This is a genomic window from Streptomyces sp. HSS9-12, assembly GCF_054963655.1.
In genome coordinates this window covers 69,853-90,704 of record NZ_JBUEGC010000012.1, presented here as the reverse complement: position 1 = coordinate 90,704, position 20,852 = coordinate 69,853, and the positions used below count along the sequence as shown (strand labels likewise).

At 71.3% G+C, this 20,852-nt stretch carries 12 protein-coding genes; 2 read left to right on the top strand and 10 right to left on the bottom strand.

What is annotated here, in order from left to right; genetic code table 11:
- Positions 1 to 166 precede the first annotated feature (166 nt).
- The 6 genes from ACY34J_RS09115 to ACY34J_RS09090 form a co-directional block, all read right to left on the bottom strand.
- On the bottom strand, positions 167 to 2,065 hold the full coding sequence (locus ACY34J_RS09115) for a GMC oxidoreductase (protein ID WP_462725984.1): 1,899 nt from the start codon (positions 2,063 to 2,065) through the stop codon (positions 167 to 169).
- A gap of 65 nt (positions 2,066 to 2,130) precedes the next feature.
- The gene (locus ACY34J_RS09110; RefSeq protein WP_462725985.1) at positions 2,131 to 3,759 is read right to left on the bottom strand and encodes a succinic semialdehyde dehydrogenase; all 1,629 of its coding nucleotides are present in this window, start codon (positions 3,757 to 3,759) and stop codon (positions 2,131 to 2,133) included.
- A 134-nt stretch (positions 3,760 to 3,893) separates the two neighbouring features.
- Positions 3,894 to 5,579 (bottom strand): serine/threonine-protein kinase, encoded by a 1,686-nt coding sequence (locus tag ACY34J_RS09105; protein ID WP_462725986.1) that lies wholly within the window; start codon positions 5,577 to 5,579, stop codon positions 3,894 to 3,896.
- A 97-nt stretch (positions 5,580 to 5,676) separates the two neighbouring features.
- Positions 5,677 to 7,251, bottom strand: coding sequence for a serine/threonine-protein kinase (locus ACY34J_RS09100; RefSeq protein WP_462725987.1), 1,575 nt, complete (start codon positions 7,249 to 7,251; stop codon positions 5,677 to 5,679).
- A gap of 82 nt (positions 7,252 to 7,333) precedes the next feature.
- Positions 7,334 to 9,817: a protein kinase family protein gene (locus ACY34J_RS09095; RefSeq protein WP_462725988.1), complete on the bottom strand. Its 2,484-nt coding sequence runs from the start codon at positions 9,815 to 9,817 to the stop codon at positions 7,334 to 7,336.
- A 186-nt stretch (positions 9,818 to 10,003) separates the two neighbouring features.
- Positions 10,004 to 11,875, bottom strand: coding sequence for a serine/threonine-protein kinase (locus ACY34J_RS09090; RefSeq protein WP_462725989.1), 1,872 nt, complete (start codon positions 11,873 to 11,875; stop codon positions 10,004 to 10,006).
- Between ACY34J_RS09090 and ACY34J_RS09085 the strand changes: the two genes are divergently transcribed.
- Complete coding sequence (locus tag ACY34J_RS09085) at positions 11,874 to 13,568, top strand: serine hydrolase domain-containing protein (RefSeq protein ID WP_462761945.1); 1,695 nt, start codon at positions 11,874 to 11,876, stop codon at positions 13,566 to 13,568. The two genes, ACY34J_RS09090 and ACY34J_RS09085, sit on opposite strands and share 2 nt — an antisense overlap.
- 23 nt (positions 13,569 to 13,591) lie before the next feature.
- Here the strand turns inward: ACY34J_RS09085 and ACY34J_RS09080 are convergent, their stop codons facing one another.
- The gene (locus ACY34J_RS09080) at positions 13,592 to 15,298 is read right to left on the bottom strand and encodes a glycerol-3-phosphate dehydrogenase/oxidase (RefSeq protein ID WP_462725990.1); all 1,707 of its coding nucleotides are present in this window, start codon (positions 15,296 to 15,298) and stop codon (positions 13,592 to 13,594) included.
- Positions 15,299 to 15,491: 193 nt separating this feature from the next.
- Between ACY34J_RS09080 and ACY34J_RS09075 the strand changes: the two genes are divergently transcribed.
- On the top strand, positions 15,492 to 16,754 hold the full coding sequence (locus tag ACY34J_RS09075) for a nucleotide sugar dehydrogenase (RefSeq protein WP_462725991.1): 1,263 nt from the start codon (positions 15,492 to 15,494) through the stop codon (positions 16,752 to 16,754).
- A 264-nt stretch (positions 16,755 to 17,018) separates the two neighbouring features.
- Here the strand turns inward: ACY34J_RS09075 and ACY34J_RS09070 are convergent, their stop codons facing one another.
- From ACY34J_RS09070 to ACY34J_RS09060, 3 genes are all read right to left on the bottom strand, one after another.
- Positions 17,019 to 18,146: a GuaB3 family IMP dehydrogenase-related protein gene (locus ACY34J_RS09070; protein WP_462725992.1), complete on the bottom strand. Its 1,128-nt coding sequence runs from the start codon at positions 18,144 to 18,146 to the stop codon at positions 17,019 to 17,021.
- A gap of 387 nt (positions 18,147 to 18,533) precedes the next feature.
- Positions 18,534 to 20,036 carry an IMP dehydrogenase gene (gene guaB / locus ACY34J_RS09065; RefSeq protein ID WP_462725993.1) on the bottom strand — a complete coding sequence of 501 codons (1,503 nt, stop codon included), beginning with the start codon at positions 20,034 to 20,036 and terminating at the stop codon, positions 18,534 to 18,536.
- 103 nt (positions 20,037 to 20,139) lie between these two features.
- Positions 20,140 to 20,742, bottom strand: a complete 603-nt coding sequence (locus ACY34J_RS09060) for a sigma-70 family RNA polymerase sigma factor (protein WP_462725994.1) — start codon at positions 20,740 to 20,742, stop codon at positions 20,140 to 20,142.
- Positions 20,743 to 20,852 lie beyond the last annotated feature (110 nt).

Sequence of the window (20,852 nt, the reverse complement as noted above, 5' to 3'; positions counted from 1 at the left end):
GGGTGATTTTCCCGCCCACCCGCTCCTTTTCAGGGGCGGGTGGGCGCACGTGGTCCCACGCGACGGGACGGGCGTGAGCCACCGCGAAGGGGCCGCACTTGGAGGGGAGTGTGGCCCCTTCGCCGTATTCCGGGTCAAGCCGCCGCCTGGCCGGGCAGATTGGGGCTCAGGCGTCCGCGGACTTCTTCTTCGGCACCGCCGGAATCGGAAGAACCGGCAGTCGCAGGGCAGCGAAGGCGCTCTCCGGGACGGCCGGCGAGCGCGGCTCCACCGCCGGCAGCCGGACGTACCCCTCGCCCTGCGCCGGTCGTGCGTCCGCCTCGCCCTTGTTCGGCCACAGCGACATCGCCCGCTCCGCCTGGGCGGTGATTGTCAGCGACGGGTTCACCCCGAGGTTCGCGGACACCGCGGCGCCGTCGACGACATGGATGCCCGGGTGCCCGTACAGCCGGTGGTACGGGTCGATCACGCCGTGCTCCGCGTCCTCGCCGATCGGGCAGCCGCCCAGGAAGTGCGCGGTGAGCGGGGTCCCCATCAGCTCGCCGACATTGCTGCCCGCGAAGCCGCCGATCTCCTCGGCGAGCAGCCGCGCGGCCTCCGCGCCCTCGGGGATGTGGTCCGGGTTGGGCTCGCCGTGTCCCTGCTTGGCGGTGAGCAGGCCCTTGCCGAGGCCCTTCTGCTTCCGGTACGTGGTCAGGGAGTTGTCCAGGGACTGCATGACCAGGCCGATGATGGTGCGCTCGGACCAGCGGCGGTTGGACAGCGAGCGCAGGAACAGCATCGGGTGCCGGGCGCAGTTCGCGGCGTAGGCCAGCACGCGCGGAATCCGGCCGCCGTGCGGCACCTGAAGGACCGACAGCGCGCCCATGGCGTTGGAGCCCTTGCCATAACGGACCGGCTCGATATGGGTGTTGTCATTGGGGTGGACCGAGGACGTGATGGCGACGCCCTGGGTGAAGTCCACCCGTTCGGCGCCGGACTTCTTGCGGTAGCGGCGGTTGTCGGTCTGCGCGCCGACCAGCGCCTCGGAGTTGGTACGGGTGAGCACGCCGAGCCGCTCGGATATCCGGGGCAGCAGTCCCTCGTCCTTCATGGTGTGGAGCAGGGTCTGGGTGCCGTACGTGCCGGCGGCGATGACCACCTGGCGGGCCCGCAGTGTGACCGGCTCGGCCCTGCGCCGCTTGTCGGTGGGGACGGTCGCGACGCGGTATCCGCCTTCGCCGTCCTCGGAGACCGCCACCACCGTGGTCATCGGATGGACGACCGCACCGGCCTTCTCGGCGAGGTAGAGGTAGTTCTCGTTCAGGGTGTTCTTCGCGCCGTGCCGACAGCCGGTCATGCACTCCCCGCACTCGGTACAGGCCCGGCGAGCCGGCCCGGACCCGCCGAAGTACGGGTCGGGCACCTCCTGGCCCGGCTTCGCCTTCGCCTCGCCGTCCGCGTCCTGGCCGTCGCCGAAGAAGACGCCCACCGGCGCCAGATGGAAGGTGTCGCCGACGCCCATCCGCTCGGCCGCCGCCTTCAGATGAACGTCGGAGGGGGTGAGGGTGGGGTTGAGCCGTACGCCCAGCATCCGCTGCGCCTGGTCGTAGTAGGGCTTCAACTCCTCCTCCCAGTCGGTGATATGGCCCCACTGCCGGTCCTGGAAGAACGCCTTCGGCGGTACGTAGAGGGTGTTGGCGTAGTTGAGGGACCCACCGCCCACGCCCGCGCCGGCCAGGATCATGACGTTGTTCAGCAGGTGGATGCGCTGGATGCCGTACAGGCCGAGGGCGGGGGCCCACAGGAAGTTGCGGATGTCCCAGGAGTTCTTGGGGAGCGTGTCGCGGGTGAAGCGGCGGCCCGCTTCGAGAACGCCGACGCGGTAGCCCTTCTCGGTCAGGCGCAGCGCGGATACGGAGCCGCCGAAGCCGGAGCCGACGACGATCACGTCGTAGTCGTACGGGCTGTGCTCCGCCTGGTCCTGGTCCTTGGTGCTGTCGGACACGGAATGTTCCCTTCCGGTCGGAACGGTCGTCGGACGGTCCCCCGCATTCCCTGGACCGGCGCTCCGCGCCGGGGTCATACCCGCCCACCCGCCTTATGCAGAGCGAGTGGGTGGGAAAAGCCACCGCAGGCCTCAGCGCACGGTCAGCGCAGCCGCAGCGCCTTCATCGCGCGCAGGCTGCGGCTCATGAAGTCCGCGTACTGCGCGTCGTCCATGCCGAAGGACGGGGCCAGCGGCAGCAGCCGCTGGTGCGCGACGGTCTGGACCTCGGTGTACTTGAGAATGCCCTCGGAGCCGTGGCGGCGCCCGAGTCCGGAGTCGCCCATGCCGCCCATCGGGGCCTGCACGCTGCCGTAGCCGGCGGCATAGCTCTCGTTGACGTTGACGGTGCCGGTGCGCAGCCTGGCGGCGATCGCCCGCCCACGCCGGCCGTCCTTGGTCCACACGCTGGAGTTCAGGCCGTACGGGGTCGCGTTGGCGCGCTCCACGGCCTCGTCCTCGTCGCTGAAGCGGTAGATGGACACGACCGGGCCGAAGGTCTCCTCGGCGCAGACGGCCATCGGGGACTCCACGCCGTCGAGGATCGTGGGCTCGTAGAACAGCGGGCCGATCTCGGGCCGGGGGCGGCCGCCCGCGACGACCGTCGCGCCCTTTCCGACGGCCTCCTCCACATGCCGGGTGACGTTGTCCAGTTGCCGCTGCGAGACGAGCGAGCCCATGTCGGCGCCGTAGGCCAGCGCGGCGCCCAGGCGCATCGCGCGCGTACGGGCCGCGAAGCGCTCGAGGAACGCGTCGGCGACGGACTCGTGGACGTACAGCCGCTCGATGGAGATGCACAGCTGACCGGCGGAGGAGAAGCAGCCCCGGACCGCGCCGGCGGCGGCCTTGTCGAGGTCGGCGTCGTGCAGCACCAGCATGGCGTTCTTGCCGCCGAGTTCGAGGGAGCAGCCGACGAGACGGGCGGCGGCGCTCTGGGCGACCTCGCGGCCGGTGCGGGTGGAGCCGGTGAAGGAGACGTAGTCGGCATGCTCGACGACGGCCGGGCCGACCACCGGCCCCTCGCCGAGGACGACCTGCCACACCCCGGCCGGCAGGCCTGCCTCGATCAGCAGCTCACGCGCCCACAGCGCGGTGAGCGCGGTCTCGGTGTCGGGCTTCATCACCACGGCGTTGCCCGCGACGAAGGCGGGCAGCGCGTCGCCGGCGGACAGCTCGAAGGGATAGTTCCAGGGCGCTATCTGGCCGACGACACCGCGCGGCTGACGCAGCTCGGTGACCTTGGTGAGGGTCGGTACGACGCCGGTGCGGCCCTTGGGCCGCAGATACGCCGGGGCCTTGCGTCCGTAGTGCCGGGCGGCGACGGCGACCGCCTGCACCTCCTCGTGCGCGTGCAGCCGGGCCTTGCCGGTCTCCAGCTGGATGAGGTCCAGGACCTCGGCCTGGCGCTCCAGGACGAGGTCGTGGAAGCGGAGCAGCACGGCGGCGCGCTTGCGTACGGGCGTGGCCGCCCACGCCTTCTGGGCCTCGCGGGCGCGGGCGAATGCGGTGGCCACGTCCTCGGGCGTGGACTCGGGCAGGTCTGCCAGCTTCTCCCCGGTGAAGGGGGTGTGGTTGGCGGTGGAGCCGGTGCCCACCACATCGCGGGTGAGCCGGGCGACCAGGTCGGGGGTCACCACGTCGGCTGCGGTGCGGGTGCCCTCCGGGGCGGTGAAGACCTGGTTGCCGGACGTGGTGGGTTCGGCTTTCGTCATGGTGCCCTGCGAGTCCGTCATGCCTGGCAGCGTATTGGCGAGCGGCCCCGTTGGGTACCCGGTAGTAACCACTTTTCCGCCACTGTGCCAGTGATGACTGGCACAACCAGCCGATCAGGGGCGTTTCGTCGTGCCGGAGGGCACGCCCGCGTGGCTCAGAGCTGTTGTTCGTCGATGTTCAGGTGCTTCACCACATCATCGAAGAACTGCTTGCCCATCGCCGCGACCGGGCCCTTGTCGGGCATGGTCATCGACAGCCGCCAGTAGACCTTCCGGTCATTGACATAGAGGTGGTCGAGACGCCGGTAGACGATGTTGGTGGGATCCGTGACGTCCTCATACGCCCGATAGACGGTGGTGATGTCCGCCGCCTGCTTGCCCTGCTGGGTGGACCGGGCCGTCGTGGACGTCACGTGCTTCATCGAGGAGTCCTCACCGCTCTTGTAGTACGTCGCCCACTCCTTGGCCTCCTCGGCGACCGGGCCGACGTCCTCGCCGTTCGCCACCCGCTCGAGCTCGACGCTGAACACCCCGCTGGGGTCGTAGAAGGTCAGGCGCCCCTCGTCATCGGTGTCGGAGTCCACCTTCCGCTGGTAGTCCTTCGGCAGGGAGAGGGACGCCTTGACGATCTCGCCCTCCTCCCGCACGACCCAGCCCTCGGGCGGCTCGTCACCCGCGAAGGGTTTCGTCAGGGTGAGAACCAGTGCGAGCGCCACGGCCAGTACGCCCCCGGCGAGGCCGAGTTGCGCCTTGCGGCTGGCCTTCAGTGCCTTCGCTCCGCCGGTGACCGGCAGCGGCGCCGTCGGCTGCGGCGGCGCCGCGACGCGCTCGAGAACCTGCCGGACCTCCTGCACCGACGGGCGCGCGGCCGGGTCCTTGCGCAGCAGCTGCATGATGAGGGTGGCGAGCGGGCCGGAGCCGCGGGCGGGGGCCTGGGGCTCGGCCGACAGCACGGCCTGCAGCGTCGCCGGGGTGTTGGAACGGCGGTACGGGGACATGCCCTCCACCGCCGCGTACAGCACGACGCCCAGTGACCACAGGTCGGACTCCGGTCCGGGCCGCTGCCCCAGCACCCGCTCCGGAGCGACGAACTCGGGCGAGCCGACGAACGCTCCCGTCTCCGTCAGGCCCTGCTCGCCCTCGACCTGCGCGATGCCGAAGTCGGTGAGCACGACCCGGTCTCCCCCATAGCCTTCGGCATGGGAGGTACCCCCACCGCCCAGCAGCACATTGTCCGGCTTGACGTCCCGGTGCAGGACACCCGCCTGGTGAGCGGCGGCGAGCGCACCGAGGACCGCGAGGCCGATCCGGGCCGCCTCGCGGTGGTCGAGCGTGCCCTCGTGCAACTGGTCGCCCAGCGAACGGCCGCGCACCAGCTCCATGACGATCCACGGCCGCCCGTCCTCGATCACCACGTCATGCATGGTGACGACCGAGGGGTGGCTGATCCGGGCGGCGGCCCGCGCCTCACGCTGCATCCGCTGGTACACGGTCTGGCGCTCGCGCTCCGGCAGATGGTCCGGTACGCGCGGCTCCTTGACGGCGACCTCGCGGTCGACGACCACGTCCCGCGCCCGCCAGACGGTTCCCATACCGCCGTGTCCCAGGCGGGAGACGAGCTGGTAGCGCCCGCCGATCAGACGGCCGGCATTGGGGTCGGACTCCGCGGTGGCACCCTGGCCGCCACCACCGCCGGGCATGGAGCCGCTCTGCGTCGGCACGTACGCGCTCTGCTGCCCCCCGTCCTGGTACAGGGCCTGCGGCGGCTGGGCAGGGGCGGCCTGCGGCGGCTGAAGACTGTAGCTGGTGGGCTCGTTCACCCGTCCCCCATTGTTCATCATGCGCCCATCATGGCGACTGGCCGGACGCCCGTAGCAGTCGGGTCATGTTCGGATGCAGCACCGTAACAAAGCCCGTCACGCCTGGTGGCCGGTCGGTTCAGGACGGCGGACCGGTGTCCACGAAGCTGCTCAGCGCGACGTCGAAGTGCCGCTGCGCCAAGGACTGTTCGCTGACGGGAGCCGAGATCCAGATGTCGTACATCCTGCCGTCCTCGTCCCAGCTGAGGTCGAAGGTGTGCCTGGGCCCGCCGTCCGCGGCGAAGCCGTCCCAGGTGAACTCCCAGAGGGCGGCCGGGTGTCCGTCGTGTGTCGTCCTGGTGACCGTGCCGGCGCGGTAACCCTTGTAGTGGCCTGGGCCTTCGGCGTCGGCCTTCCGCATCGCCGCCAGCGCACCGCCCTGCTTGGCCTGCTGGATGTGGATGCCGATCCGGAACCGTTCGCCGGCCGAGTAGTAGTACACCCTCGGCGGCTGGAAGGAGCGGGTGAAGCCCTCGGGAACGGCGAGGCGGAAGCCCGCGGGGTCGGAGACGGTGCGATAGCCCTGCGGGACGGTCGGCGGCGCGGTGCCGGTCTCGGTGATGGTCACCGTCGGGGACGGGGTGAGCTGGGTCCCCGTGGGGTGCGGGCCATTCCCGTTCGCGCCGCTCTGCCCGCCGGCGGTGGCCCCGCCGTTGTGGTCCACCAGCATGGCCACGGCCGCCACCCCGGCCCCGCCTGCCGCCACGACCAGCAGCGCGGCCGTCAGGGCGGCCCGTGCGCGGGCCGCGCGCCAGCGGCCCGGCGGCACCGGGGCGACGCCCTGCCGGGTGGCGGCCGGCGCCGCGTCGGGCATCCGCCCGGTCCGCAGGTACTCCGACAGCAGCCACTCGGCCCCGGCCGCGTCCAGCCGCCGCTCCGGATCCCGCTCCAGCAGGCCCCGTACGACCGGCAGCAGTGGTGCCGCGGCCTCCGGCGGGATGAAGTCCTCGTAGACGACCGCGTGCAGCACAGCCCCCAACGAGTGGCGGTGAAAGGGCGACTTGCCGCTCAGGGCCGCGCACAGCAGCACGCCCAGCGACCACAGGTCGGACTCCGGTCCGGTGGGGCCGCTGGACATCCGCTCCGGCGCGGTGTACTCGGGGGAGCCGACGAACGTGCCCGTCTCGGTGATCGTGGTGCTGTCGGCGATCCGGGCGATGCCGAAGTCGGTGAGCACGACGCGCCCGGTGCCCTCCTCGATCAGGACGTTCGCGGGCTTGATGTCCCGGTGCAGCACACCGTGCGCATGCGCCACGCGCAGCGCGCCCAGCAGCGCGAGACCGATCCGGGCCGCCTCACGCGCGCCGACCGGCCCGTCGATGGCCAGCTGGTCGCTGAGCGGACGGCCGTCCACCAACTCCATCACGATCCAGGGGCGTTCGTCCTGCTCGACCACATCATGCACGACGACGACGTTCGGGTGATGGAACTGCGCCACCGTACGGGCCTCGCGCAGGGTCCGCTCGCGCAGCAGGCGGCAGTCCTCGTCCGGCAGGTCGTCGTCCAGGCGCAGTTCCTTGACGGCCACCTCACGGCCGAGCAGCTGATCCGTGGCCCGCCACACGGTGCCCATGCCGCCACGCCCGAGGCGGGCACCGAGCCGGTAACGCCCCGCGATCAGACCGCCGCTGCCTTCACCCCCAATGGTCTCCATGGTGCAATCCTGCCCCATTGTCCTGCCGCTGCCCGGAAAAGATCCCCGGCGCGGCCTGCGCGGTGCGGCAGAGGCCGAGCGATCACCTGACGCGGTAGGTGTCGGCCGCCTGCTCGAAGAAGCGGTCGACGTCGTCGCGCTTGCCGGCTGGGCCGATGACCAGCACCAGGTGGTAGCGACGGTCGAGGATCATGGCGAGGTTACGGGCGTACACCTCGCGGCCGCTGCTGTCCTTCCAGGTGTACGAGCCCTCCGCCATCGCCGTCTGCCCGACGTCGATACGGCGCAGGCCAGAGGCCGAGGACCACTGGGAGGAGCGGAAGGACGCCAACTCCCGCTCTTTCTCCTGCTGGTAGGCCATCGGGTCGCTGCCGTAGGTGTCGACGGAGTCGCGGCCGGGGACCACGATCAGCTCGTAGTCGCCGCCGAGGTAGCGGATCTGGCCGCGGTCGTTCTCGCCGCGCCGCTCCCAGTCCTTGTGGACGGCCAGTTCGAAGCCCCTCGGGTCCGTGCGCAGGGCGAAGCCCTGCGGGAGGTCCGCGGGCGCGGTCGTCTGCGGCTGCTGGGAGATGGGCGTCTGGGTGTCCTGGTCCTGGGAGGGCGTCGGTCCGCCCTGGGCGGGGGCCGAACTCGCCGCGCCCGCCGCGCCCGTACGCTCCCGGCCGCCGCTGTCCTGCTGCTCTGCGGCACGCGGCAGGAACAGCGCGGCGTACGCCACGGTGGCGATCAGCGCCAGCAGGATCAGGCCGACGAGCAGCAGCCCGAGGCTGCGCGGGCTGCGCTGTCGCGGCCCCTTGGCCTTCTTGTGGCGGCCGTGGACAACCGCCGGGGACCCGACGCGGCGCCTGCGGACCAGCTCGCCCCGGCGGCGTACCACCGGCAGGCGCCCGGGGTTCACCACGCCGGTGCCCAGGGCCGGGACGGCGCCGCTGCCGCCGAGGGACGGCACGACGACCGTACGGCTGCCGATGTCCGGCTCCGGCGCGGACCGGATGAGCGAGTGCAGCCAGCCGCGCAGCTCCTCCATGTCGGGGCGCTCACTGTGGTCCTGACGCAGCAGTGACTCGACGACGGGGCGCAGCGGGCCGCACTCCTCCGCGTACGCGGGCGGCTCGGAGCACACGAGCTGGACGAGTTCGGCGGCGCTCTCCTCGGGGAAGGGGGCGTGGCCCTGGACGGCACGGAAAAGCAGGGCGCCGAGCGCCCAGAAGTCGGTGGCAGGGCCGACGGCGCCTGCCACGGGCCGCCCGTTGTCCTGGATGGGACGGGCCTGTTCGGGAGCCCATCGCTCGGTGACGGCACCGACGACGACCATACGGGCCTGGCGGGCGCGCTCGGCGGCGAGCGGCGTGACGGGGCCGCTGTAGGTGCCGCCGGCTCCGGCTGTCTCCCGTCCCGCCGATGTGTCCCACTGAGCGTTGACCGGTGCCTCGATGGCGGTTTCGCCGTGCGCGGCCCGCGGGGCGGGCAGTCCCGCGGGCACGCCCGTGCCTGCCTCGGCCAAGGCACCGGTCCCGGGGCGAGGAGCCGGGAGAGCGCCTGGGCCGGCCGTGTGCGTGGCGGCGTAATCGCCGTACTCGCTGCCGAGGTCTCCCGGGCCTTCGGGCCGGACGCGGTTACGTGCGGCGGCTGTCCTGGCTCGCGCCAGGTTGGCTGCGATCGCCCTCGCACCCGCGGTCCGGGGGTCGGGACCCACCGCACCGTCGTGGCCGTCCTCGGCGGCGTAGCCTCCGTTGGCGGAGAGCACCGCGGCATCGGGCTCGGCTGGTACACCCGGCTCCGGTCCGGAGGGGCCAGGCGCCGCAGGTCCGTAAGGGTCAAGCGACGGATCCGGGCTCGGGCCCCAGCCGCGGCCGCCGACCGGCGAGCCCAGCGCATGTGCTGGTGTTCGCGCGCTCGCCTCCGGGCGGCCGTGGTCCGGGTCGTCACCGGCCGAACCAACGCCGCGCCCCGCGCCCCGGGCGCGCGGCACCGGGTCGTAGCCGCACAGGGCCTCTTCGGCCGCGCCGGCCGCCAGGCCCGTGAGCATGGCGCGTCCGTCGTCGCAGACCAGCACCGTCCGGGCAGTGACATTGCGGTGCGTCCAGCCGTGGGCGTGCACGGCGCGCAGTGCCGTGAGGATGTCGGCGGCCACCTCCGCCGCGCGATGCGGCGACATCGGCCGCTCGGCGAGGAGCGCCGACAGCGGCCGCGCGACCACCCATTCGCTGACGATCCACAGACTGCCGCCTTCGGCGAACACGTCGAAGACCTGGTCGAGCCGAGGATGGTCGGGTACCCCGGCGGCCGCTCGCACGGCGTCGATGGCCCGCTGCACCGCCGGGTCGCTCACCCGCCGCGCCGTACGAGCCACGCCACCCTGCGCCCGGTACCGCCCGTCGGCTCCGGCGACCTCCGCGTCCACGAACTCCGCGTCGACGACCTCGGGCAGCGGAAGCTGACGGACCATGACCTCCTGGCCGCTGTACGTGTCAAACGCACGCGTCTCGACGAAGTCGTACTCGTCGGAGGGCGGTCGGGGCAGGCGGTAGCGGTCGGCGAGCACCCGTCCCGCGTAGTCGTGCACGACGCCTCCCCAGCATGCGTCTCACACGCCCGAAACCGTCAATTTCGGTCGCTTCCCGGCTTGTTGCGGCTGCGTACGGTCCGCGTGGTTTCACGATACGTGCCCGGGCCGGGCCCTGCCGAGCGGACGTCCGAACCCCCGCGAATTGTACGGTTCAGCCCGTCCGCTCTTCCGCTCTGCAGCCTCTCACGCACCCAGCGGCCTGAAGGTCTTGAACGCCGTGTCACGCAGCGTGCGGCACTCCTTGCCGTCCCACTCGCTCTTCTTGCACGTGATCATGATCGCATAACCGTGCGTGCTGTCGACTTTCATGCCGCGGTCGAGCACCCGCACCCGCTCACCGTTCAGGGTCTGCTCGAAGATCCAGTCGGCGACCGTCGGGTAGCCGCGGTAGTTGACCGGGGTGATCCTGACCCTGAAGTAGCCGTTGGCGTTCTGGCGGACCGCGGGTTCAGCGCTGCGCCAGGCGGCCGCCGCGTCAGACTTGGGCTGGTCGCTGAAGTCGACCTGCAGACGCGGGAAGCCGCCGGACTTGCTGTAGACGGCGCCCGAGCCCGCTCCGGCGATCCGCAGCAGCTTCCAGCCCGTGGGCATGGCGATGCTGAACTTGAAGCGGTCGTTCCGGATCCGCTCGAAGCCGCTCGGCAGCCCGCCGGAGCCGGACTTCTCGTCCGGCTTGGTGTTGCCCGGTTGCTTGTCCTTGGGCTGGACGGACCCCTGACTCGGCTTCTGCGGTGCTCCTGTCTCGCTATCGGTCTGCGATGTCTCCGACGGCTTGTCAGAGGGCTTGGCCTGCCCCGTTCCGGCGCTCGCGCCGCTCGAAACAGCCTTGTCGTCCTTGGCCTTGGCGTCCTTGCCCTGGCCACCGCCGCTGCCGTCCAGCGCGAACACAAGCACCGTACCGAGGACGATCAGGGCCACAACCGCCGCCAGGATCACCAGCGTCCGCTTCGGTACCACATCCGTGATCGACGACGGTGGGGGCTGGCGGTCCGGGGCACCGGAGGAAGGACCCGACCGGGATGCGGGCGCGGCCGCAACGGGCTTGGCCTTCGCCGCGGCCGCCGCGTTCCGTACGGACTGCAGCGCACCACGCAGCCGCGTCTCCACCTCCGCCCGCCGCGAAGCCGCGGAGGCGGACTCCTCCGCGGGCTGCGCCGGCACGGCCATCACCTGCGTCGGCTCGGGCTTTTCGGGCGCCGGCGGCTCCTTCTCCTCCGGGGCGGTCAGCGCGTCCGTCAGCAGCGTTCGCGCGTCATCCTCGTCCAGCCGCAGCTCCGGGTCCTTCACGAGCAGGCCATGGATGACCTCCGCCAGCGGGCCCGCGTTCTTCGGCGGCACCAGCGGCTCGGTCATCACGGCCGTCAGCGTCGCTATGGCCGAGCCCTTGTCGTACGGCGGCACGCCCTCCACACAGGCGTACAGCAGCGCGCCCAGCGACCACAGGTCCGACGGGGGGCCGGGCTTGTGGCCACGCGCCCGCTCCGGCGAGATGTACGAGGGCGCGCCGACGAGCATGCCCGTCGAGGTGACCGAGGGGTCGCCCTCCACCTGCGCGATGCCGAAGTCGGTGAGCACCACCCGCCCGTCGTCCGAGATCAGCACGTTGGACGGCTTCACATCGCGGTGCAGGATGCCTTCGCGGTGCGCCGCGCGCAGCACCTCCAGGACGGCGAGTCCCACCTCGGCGGCCCGATACGGCGTCAAGGTGCCCTTTTCCCGGATGACATCCGCGAGCGAGGAGCCCTCGATCAGCTCCATGACGATCCACGGCCGGTCGTCCTCGTCGACCACGTCGTAGACCGTGACCGCGCCATGGCTGCGGATGCGTGCGATCGCCTTCGCCTCGCGCAGCGTACGGGTGACCAGGCGCCGCTTCTCGTCCTCGTCGACGCTGCTCGGGAACCGCAGTTCCTTGATCGCGACTGTCCGGCCCAGGGTCTCGTCAACGGCCCGCCAGACCGTGCCCATGCCGCCCCGGCCCAGCACCTCCCCGAGCCGGTAGCGCCCAGCGAGGAGACGACCTGTGCTGCCCTGTGTCTTCTCCGCCTTCGACATGCATCCCCTCAGCGCAATCAATCCACGTTCGCACCGAGTTGGTATGTCTTTGGCGTTGCGTCCAACTCGGGCGACCCCGCCCCGGCAGAGCCTCCATTCTCCCTCATGCCCCGTGGCGGAAAAGGCCCGGGTCCATGCCCAGGGCCCCCGCTTGACAGCGGCCCCCCACCCCAGGGGCATGATGGGTCCTCGTACCAGACTCGAGGTGCCCATGCCGAAGCGAACCGCACAGCCGGCGGCGCTGGCGGTGGCGGTCGCGCTGCTCGCCGGCGGCTGCGGCGCGCCTCGGCACGGACAGCCGCCCGCCGAACGGCCCGCGGTGCGGGCGGCCGTCGGGCGGCTGATGACGGCCAGGGACGCGCCGGGCGCGGCCGCGATGTCCTGGGAACACGGAAAGGGCGGGCGCTTCACGGCCGCCGGGGTAGCCGATCTGCGGAGCCATCGGCACATCCGGGCCTACGACCGCTTCCGGGCCGGAAGCATCACCAAGACCTTCGTGGCGACCGTCGTGCTCCAGCTCGTGGCGGAGCGCCGGCTGTCCCTGAGTGACGCGGTCGAGGCCCATCTGCCGGGCCTGGTACGTGGCAACGGCAACGACGGCCGCCGGATCACCATCCGCCAACTCCTGGACCATACGAGTGGGTTGTTCGACTACGTGACGGACCGGCGGCTGAGTGCGGGGTTCTTCGGGCAGGGGCTCGCCGCGCACCGCGCCGGCTCCCGCACCACGCCGGAGCAGCTGGTCCGTACGGCACTGCGGCACACGCCCTATTTCCCGGCCGGCTCGGGCTACCACTACTCCAACACCGACTACGTGCTGCTCGGGCTGATCGTCGAGAAGGTGACGGGGCAGCCGTACGCGCGGGAGATCGAGCGGCGGATCCTGAAGCCACTGGGGCTGACCGGTACGTCCTTCCCCGGTACGCGGGAGGATCTGCCGGGCCCGCACGGCCGGGCGTACTCAGGCGTGGCCGCGCCGACCGCCTCACCGTCGCCGACCGCCCCGACCGCGCCCACAACGGCGCCTGCATCGACCACACCCAGCTCACCGTCGCCGACCGCCCCGACCGCGCCCACAACGGCGCCTGCATCGACCACACCCAGCTCACCGTCGCCGACCGCCCCGACCGCGCCCACAACGGCGCCTGCCTCGACCACACCCAGCTCACCGTCGCCGACCGCCTCGGCCGCGCCCACAACGGCGCCTGCCTCGGCCACCTCACCAACGGCATCCAGCCCGGCTCCGGCCACGCCGACCATGCTGTTCGCGCCATCCCCGACCACCCCGGCTCCGCCGCCCCCCACACGTGCCACGCCACGGCCGGTGGACGTCACCGACCTCGACCCGTCCGGCGCGGGGGCCGCGGGCGAGGCGGTGTCCACACTCGGCGATCTCAACCGCTTCTTCTCCGCCCTGCTGAGCGGCGCTCTGCTCCCGCCCGAGCAGCTGCGGCAGATGCGGGACACCTCGGGGTCGCACGGGCGGTACGGGCTGGGTATCTTTCCCACACAGCTGTCGTGCGGGGTGACCGTATGGGGGCACAACGGCAGCATCCTCGGCAGCTACGTCCGCGCGGCGGGCACGGCGGACGGCAGCCATGTGTTCAGCTATCGCGTGAACACGGATGCCGTGGGGGACGACCGCGCCGAAAAGCGGGCCCTGGACGCGGAGTTCTGCGCTCCGCGCCCCTGACCCGCCCCTTCGGTGCGCGCCGCTCAGAGCGGAACGATGTCCGGGGCCCCCAGCCTCGCCGCATCGGCCGTCAAGTCATCCGGCTGAAGCTGCGACTCCCGCTCCGCCTCCACCCGCTTCTCATAGTGCGCGACCTCCTTCTCGATCTGCTCCTTGTCCCAGCCCAGGACCGGCGCCATCAGCTCCGCGGCCTCGCGCGCACAGCGCGTACCCCGGTCGAAGGTCTCGATCGAGATGCGGGTACGCCGTGTCAGCACATCGTCCAGATGCCGAGCGCCCTCGTGCGACGCCCCGTAGACAATCTCCGCCCGCAGATAGTCCTCCGCCGTGATCAGCGGCTCGCCCAGCGACGGGTCCCTCCGGATGAGTTCGAGGACTTCCTCGGCCAGCGCGCCGTACCGGTTGAGCAAGTGCTCGATACGCGCCACATGCAGGCCCGTGTCGGCCGCGATCCGGGCCCGCGCGTTCCACAGCGCCCGGTACCCCTCCGCGCCGACCAGCGGCACATCCTCGGTGATGCTCTCCGCGACGCGGCGGTCCAGCCCGTGCACCGCCGCGTCGACCGCGTCCTTGGCCATCACGCGGTACGTCGTGTACTTGCCGCCCGCGACCACCACCAGGCCCGGCACGGGATGCGCGACCGTGTGCTCACGCGACAGCTGGCTCGTCGCCTCGGACTCGCCCGCCAGCAGCGGGCGGAGCCCGGCGTACACCCCTTCCACGTCGTCACGCGTCAGCGGCACCGCCAGCACCTCGTTCACGTGCTCCAGCAGGTAGTCGATGTCGGCCCTGGACGCGGCCGGATGACACTTGTCCAGGTCCCAGTCGGTGTCCGTGGTGCCGATGATCCAGTGCCTGCCCCACGGGATCACGAACAGCACGCTCTTCTCGGTGCGCAGAATGAGCCCGGTCGTGGAGTGGATCCGGTCCTTCGGCACCACCAGGTGGATGCCCTTGGAGGCCCGTACGTGGAACTGGCCCCGCTCCCCGATCAGCGCCTGGGTCTCATCCGTCCACACCCCTGTGGCGTTCACCACCTGCCGGGCGTGCACCTCGTACTCGCCCCCGGCCTCCACGTCCGCCACCCGGGCACCGACGACGCGCTCTCCCTCGCGCAGAAAGCCGACGACCCGGGCCCGGTTGGCGGCGTACGTGCCGTATGAAGCCGCCGTACGCACCAGGGTGGTGACATACCGGGCGTCGTCCATCTGAGCGTCGTAGTACTGGATCGCGCCGACCAGCGCGTCCTTCTTCAGGCAGGGCGCCACCCGTAGCGCCTGACGGCGCGTGAGGTGCCGGTGGACGGGCATGCCGCGGGACTGCCCGGAGGAGATGGACATCAGGTCGTACAGCGCCACGCCCGCTCCGGTGTACAGCCGCTCCCAGCCCCTGTGCCGCAGCGGGTAGAGGAACGGCACCGGCTTGACCAGGTGCGGCGCGATCCGCTGGGTGAGCAGCCCACGCTCCTTCAGCGCCTCGCGCACCAGCGCGAAGTCGAGCATCTCCAGGTAGCGCAGTCCGCCGTGGATCAGCTTGCTCGACCTCGACGAGGTCCCCGCGGCCCAGTCGCGCGCCTCGACCAGGCCGGTCGCCAGGCCGCGGGTCGCCGCGTCGAGCGCCGTACCCGCGCCGACCACGCCCCCGCCCACGACGAGGATGTCCAGCTCACGCTCCGCCATCCGGGCAAGCGCCTCGCTGCGCTCGGCCGGTCCCAGTGTCGCTGTGCTCACTGCTGCCTCCCGTAGTGGTCCGGCACACCATCCCCCCGCTCGACGATTCTGACCGCGCGCCGGGCCCGCAGCCACCCTGCTCCCGTACCCGCCATCCGCCCGCCACCTGCCCGTCAATCCTCAATATCAGTCATATGTGTGGTTAGCCTTACATAGCGCCATACATCACCGTCTTCGGAAGGACGGCCCAGCCATGCCCGCAGACCTCGTGGTCGTCGGACTCGGCCACCTCGGTCTCCCCCTCGCCCAGGCCGCCACCGCCTCCGGCATCTCCACGATCGGCTATGACTCGGACACCAGCGCCATCGCCGAACTGCGGGCCGGCCACCCACCTGTGGAGGGTTCCCTCACCGCCGCCGAAATCCGCCGGATGCTCTCGGGGGGCTTCCGGGCCACAACGGACCCGGCAGAACTGGGCCGGGTCCGTACGGCGGTGATCTGCGCCCCCACACCGCTGAGCGAGGACCGGACCTTGGATCTCACGGCGGTCGGCGAGGCGGCCCAGGAACTGGCGACCCGTCTGCGCCCGCGCACCCTTGTCCTGTTGGAGTCCACTGTCTACCCCGGCACCACCGAGGAATTCCTGCGCCCGATCCTCGAGAGCGGCTCCGGACTGCGGGCCGGGCGCGACTTCCACCTCGCCTACTCCCCCACCCGCCTCGACCCCGGCAACCGCCGCTACGGCTATGCCAACACGCCCAAGGTGATCGGCGGCCTCACGCCCGCCTGCACGGATGCGGCCGCGGCCTTCTACGGACGGGTCACCGACCGGGTCGTACGGGCCCGCGGGCCGCGCGAGGCGGAGACCGTGAAGGTGCTGGAAAACAACTACCGGCACGTCAATATCGCGCTCGCCAACGAGATGGCGGTCTTCTGCCACGACATCGGGGTCGATCTGTGGGACGTGGTCCGCTGCGCCGAAACGAAGCCGTTCGGCTTCCAGGCCTTCCGGCCGGGACCGGGCGTCGGCGGCCACGGCGTGCCCATCGACCCCAACTACCTGTCGTACCAGGCCCGCAGCCTCGGCTACCCGCTGCGGATGGTGGAGCTGGCACAGGAGATCAACATGCGCATGCCGCGGTACGTCATCCAGCGCTGCGCCACGCTCCTCAACGAGCACGGCAAGTCGGCGCGCGGCGCGCGCGTGCTGCTGCTGGGGGTCACCTACAAGCCCGACATCGGCGACCAGGAGGGGTCGCCCGCGCGGGAGATCGCCTCACGGCTGATGGAGATGGGGGCGCAGCTGAGCTATCACGACCCGTACGTCCCGGAGTGGCGAGTGCTGGGGCGGCCGGTGCCGCGTGCCGAGTCACTGTACGAGGCCGCGGCGGAGGCCGACCTGACGCTGCTTCTGCAGCACCACCGTACGTACGACCTGCAGGGCCTGGCGGTGAAGGCCCAACTGCTACTGGACACCCGCGGCGCGGCCCCGCCCGGCACGACCCACCGCCTCTAACCGGCGCGGGTTCCAGGCCGAACCCGGCGCCCCGCCTCTCCCCGGCGCTCGCGCCGGAGTTCTCCCGCCCGCCCACCCCTTTTCAGGTGGGCGGGAAAAACCCGAGGGGCCCTGGCATGCCAGGGCCCCTCTTCGTCATCCGCTCAGCGCGTGGGGACACCTCCTGGGGGCACACCCCCAGCGGTAATCCCCCTGGGCCTGGCGGCCCGGGTGGGGTACCCCCAGCGGTAGCTGAGGGAGTGCCCCCAGGGGTAGCTGGGGGAGTCACCGCTTCTGGTGCTGGGCCGGCGCGACCGTGACCTCGACACGCTGGAACTCCTTGAGGTCCGAGTAGCCGGTCGTCGCCATCGCCCGGCGCAGCGCGCCGAAGAAGTTCATCGAACCGTCGGGGGTGTGGGACGGGCCGAGGAGGATCTCCTCGGTCGTACCGACCGCGCCGAGGTTCATCCGCTTGCCGCGCGGCACGTCCTCGTGAACGGCCTCCATGCCCCAGTGGTGGCCATGGCCGGGCGCGTCGGTCGCGCGGGCGAGCGGCGAGCCCATCATCACCGCGTCAGCACCGCACGCGATCGCCTTCGGCAGGTCGCCGCTGTAGCCGACGCCGCCGTCCGCGATCACGTGGACGTAGCGGCCGCCGGACTCGTCGAGGTAGTCCCGGCGTGCAGCGGCCACGTCCGCGACGGCGGTCGCCATCGGAACCTGGATGCCGAGGACGTTGCGGGTGGTGTGGGCGGCGCCGCCGCCGAAGCCGACGAGAACACCGGCCGCACCCGTACGCATCAGGTGCAGCGCCGCGGTGTACGTGGCGCAGCCACCCACAATCACCGGCACATCCAGCTCGTAGATGAACTGCTTGAGGTTCAGCGGCTCAGCGCGGCCCGACACGTGCTCGGCCGAGACGGTCGTGCCGCGGATCACGAAGATGTCCACACCCGCGTCCACGACGGCCTTGGAGAACTGCGCGGTGCGCTGCGGGGAGAGCGCGGCGGCGGTGACGACACCGGAGTCGCGCACCTCCTTCAGACGCTGCCCGATCAGCTCCTCCTTGATCGGCGCGGCGTAGATCTCCTGCATCCGGCGGGTCGCGTTCCGCTCATCCAGCTCGGCGATCTCGGCGAGCAGCGGCTCCGGGTCCTCGTACCGCGTCCACAGACCCTCGAGGTTCAGAACACCGAGACCGCCCAGCTCGCCGATGCGGATGGCGGTCTGCGGGGAGACGACCGAATCCATGGGGGCGGCCAGAAAGGGCAGCTCGAAGCGGTAGGCGTCGATCTGCCAGGCGATCGAGACCTCCTTCGGGTCCCGGGTGCGCCGGCTGGGGACGATGGCGATGTCGTCGAACCCGTACGCCCTGCGGCCGCGCTTGCCGCGCCCGATCTCGATCTCAGTCACCTGTGTGGCCTTTCCCTCTACGTCTGCCGCTACCAGTATCCCCGAGAGCCGGGTCATCCCACCGACGGGAGGACCCGGTGCCGAAACGGGACCGGGCGGGCCGTAACGGGAGGGGTCGGGTGTCGTTGGGGTTCCCCATGCCGAAGGCCAGGGGCGGGTGGGGGTCCTGGACGTAAAAGGGTATTCAGGGCCGCCAGGCCCGAAAATGCCCAGTCCAGGACCCCCACCCCCGGAGGCCCCGGCCCCGGCACCCGGACCCACGGGCACACACCAACAAAGATCCCGCCCGCCCCATGAAGGGACGGGCGCGAAAGCTGAGGCGCGCGGCACCCCACCGCCGTGGAAACACCCCGCCGCCGTGGAACGGCCCCGCCGGCGAGGCGACCCTCAGCGCCGAGTGTAATTCGGCGCCTCCATCGTCATCTGAATGTCGTGCGGGTGGCTCTCCTTGAGCCCCGCTGCCGTAATCCGGACGAAGCGGCCCTTCTCCTTCAGCTCCGGCACCGTCGCCGCGCCCACGTACCCCATGGACGCACGCAGCCCGCCGACGAGCTGGTGGGCAACCGAGCTGAGCGGTCCGCGGTACGGCACCTGCCCCTCGATGCCCTCGGGGACCAGCTTGTCCTCGGAGAGGACGTTGTCCTGGAAGTAGCGGTCCTTGGAGAAGGACCGGGCCTGGCCGCGCGACTGCATCGCGCCGAGCGAGCCCATGCCCCGGTAGGACTTGAACTGCTTGCCGTTGACGAAGACCATCTCGCCCGGCGACTCCTCACAGCCCGCGAGCAGGCTGCCGAGCATCACCGTGTCGGCACCGGCCGCGATCGCCTTGGCGATGTCGCCGGAGTACTGCAGACCGCCGTCGCCGATCAGCGGGATGCCCGCGGCGTGGCACGCCTGCGCGGCCTCGTAGATCGCCGTGACCTGCGGGACGCCGATGCCGGCCACGACACGGGTGGTACAGATGGAGCCCGGGCCGACGCCGACCTTCACGCCGTCCACGCCCGCGTCGATGAGCGCCTGCGCGCCCTCGCGCGTGGCGACGTTGCCACCGACCACATCCACGGCGATGTTGGACTTGACCTTGGCGATCATGTCGAGGATGCCCCGGCTGTGACCGTGCGCGCTGTCCACGACCAGGAAGTCGGCACCGGCCTCGACCAACGCCTGCGCCCGGTCGAACGCCTCGTCACCGACGCCGACCGCCGCGCCGACGATCAGCCGCCCCTCGGAGTCCTTGGCGGCGTTGGGGTACTTCTCGGCCTTGACGAAGTCCTTGACCGTGATCAGGCCCTTGAGCACACCGTTGTCGTCGACCAGTGGCAGCTTCTCGATCTTGTGGCGGCGCAGCAGCTCGATCGCGTCCTCGCCGGAGATCCCGACCTTGCCGGTGACCAGCGGCATTGGGGTCATGACCTCGCGGACCTCGCGGGTGCGGTCGTGCTCGAAGGCCATGTCGCGGTTGGTGACGATGCCCAGCAGCTTGCCGGCCGCGTCCGTCACCGGCACCCCGCTGATGCGGAACTTCGCGCACAGCTCGTCGGCCTCGCGGAGCGTCGCGTCGGGCCGGACGGTGATCGGGTCGGTGACCATGCCGGACTCGGAGCGCTTGACCAGGTCGACCTGGTTGGCCTGGTCCTCGATGGAGAGGTTGCGGTGGAGGACACCGACGCCGCCCTGCCGCGCCATGGCGATGGCCATCCGGGCCTCGGTGACCTTGTCCATGGCCGCGGAGACCAGCGGGATGTTCACGCCTACGTTCCGCGAGACCCGGGACGAGGTGTCGACCGCGTTCGGCAGCACCTCCGAGGCGCCCGGCAGCAGCAGCACGTCGTCGTATGTCAGCCCAAGCATGGCGAATTTCTCGGGCACTGCGTCGACGTTGGCAGTCATGACACCTTCCCAGATGGTCTTGCACCGGCGCGGACTCCCATGCTAACGGGCTCCGCTGGTGTCTCATTCCACGACCGATCAGGGCCGTGTCACTTGTGGCTTCCTACTGTTCCGCAAGGGCGCGCAGCCGGCTGAGCGCGCGGTGCTGCGCCACCCGGACGGCCCCCGGCGACATCCCCAGCATCTGCCCGGTCTCCTCGGCCGTCAGCCCGACGGCGACCCGCAGCAAAACCAGCTCCCGCTGGTTCTCGGGAAGGTTGGCGAGCAGCTTCTTCGCCCACTCCGCGTCGCTGCTCTGCAGTGCCCGCTCCTCCGGGCCGAGGGATTCGTCCGGCTGCTCGGGCATCTCGTCCGAGGGCACGGCCGTACTGCCCGGGTGCCGCATCGCGGCCCGCTGCAGATCGGCGACCTTGTGGGCGGCGATGGCGAACACGAACGCCTCGAAGGGCCTCCCGGTGTCGCGGTAGCGCGGCAGCGCGCACAGCACCGCGAGACAGACCTCCTGTGCCAGGTCGTCCACGAAGTGCCGGGCGTCGCCGGGCAGCCGCGACAGGCGGGTACGGCAGTAGCGCAGCGCAAGCGGGTGGACATGGGCCAGCAGATCGTGGGTGGCCCGCTCGTCCCCGTCGACAGCACGCTGGACGAGGGCACCGATTTCCCCCGGGCCTCCGCTCATGGGGGCCCCCAGGTTCTCGTCGTCGCGCATCGGTCCATGGTGCCTTGACCGTGAACGGTCTGCGGCACCGCGTCCGTGGTTGTGCGCTGAAGTGTTATGCACTGCCGCGCTCGCACTCACGTCCCACGCCTCCCCCTTTC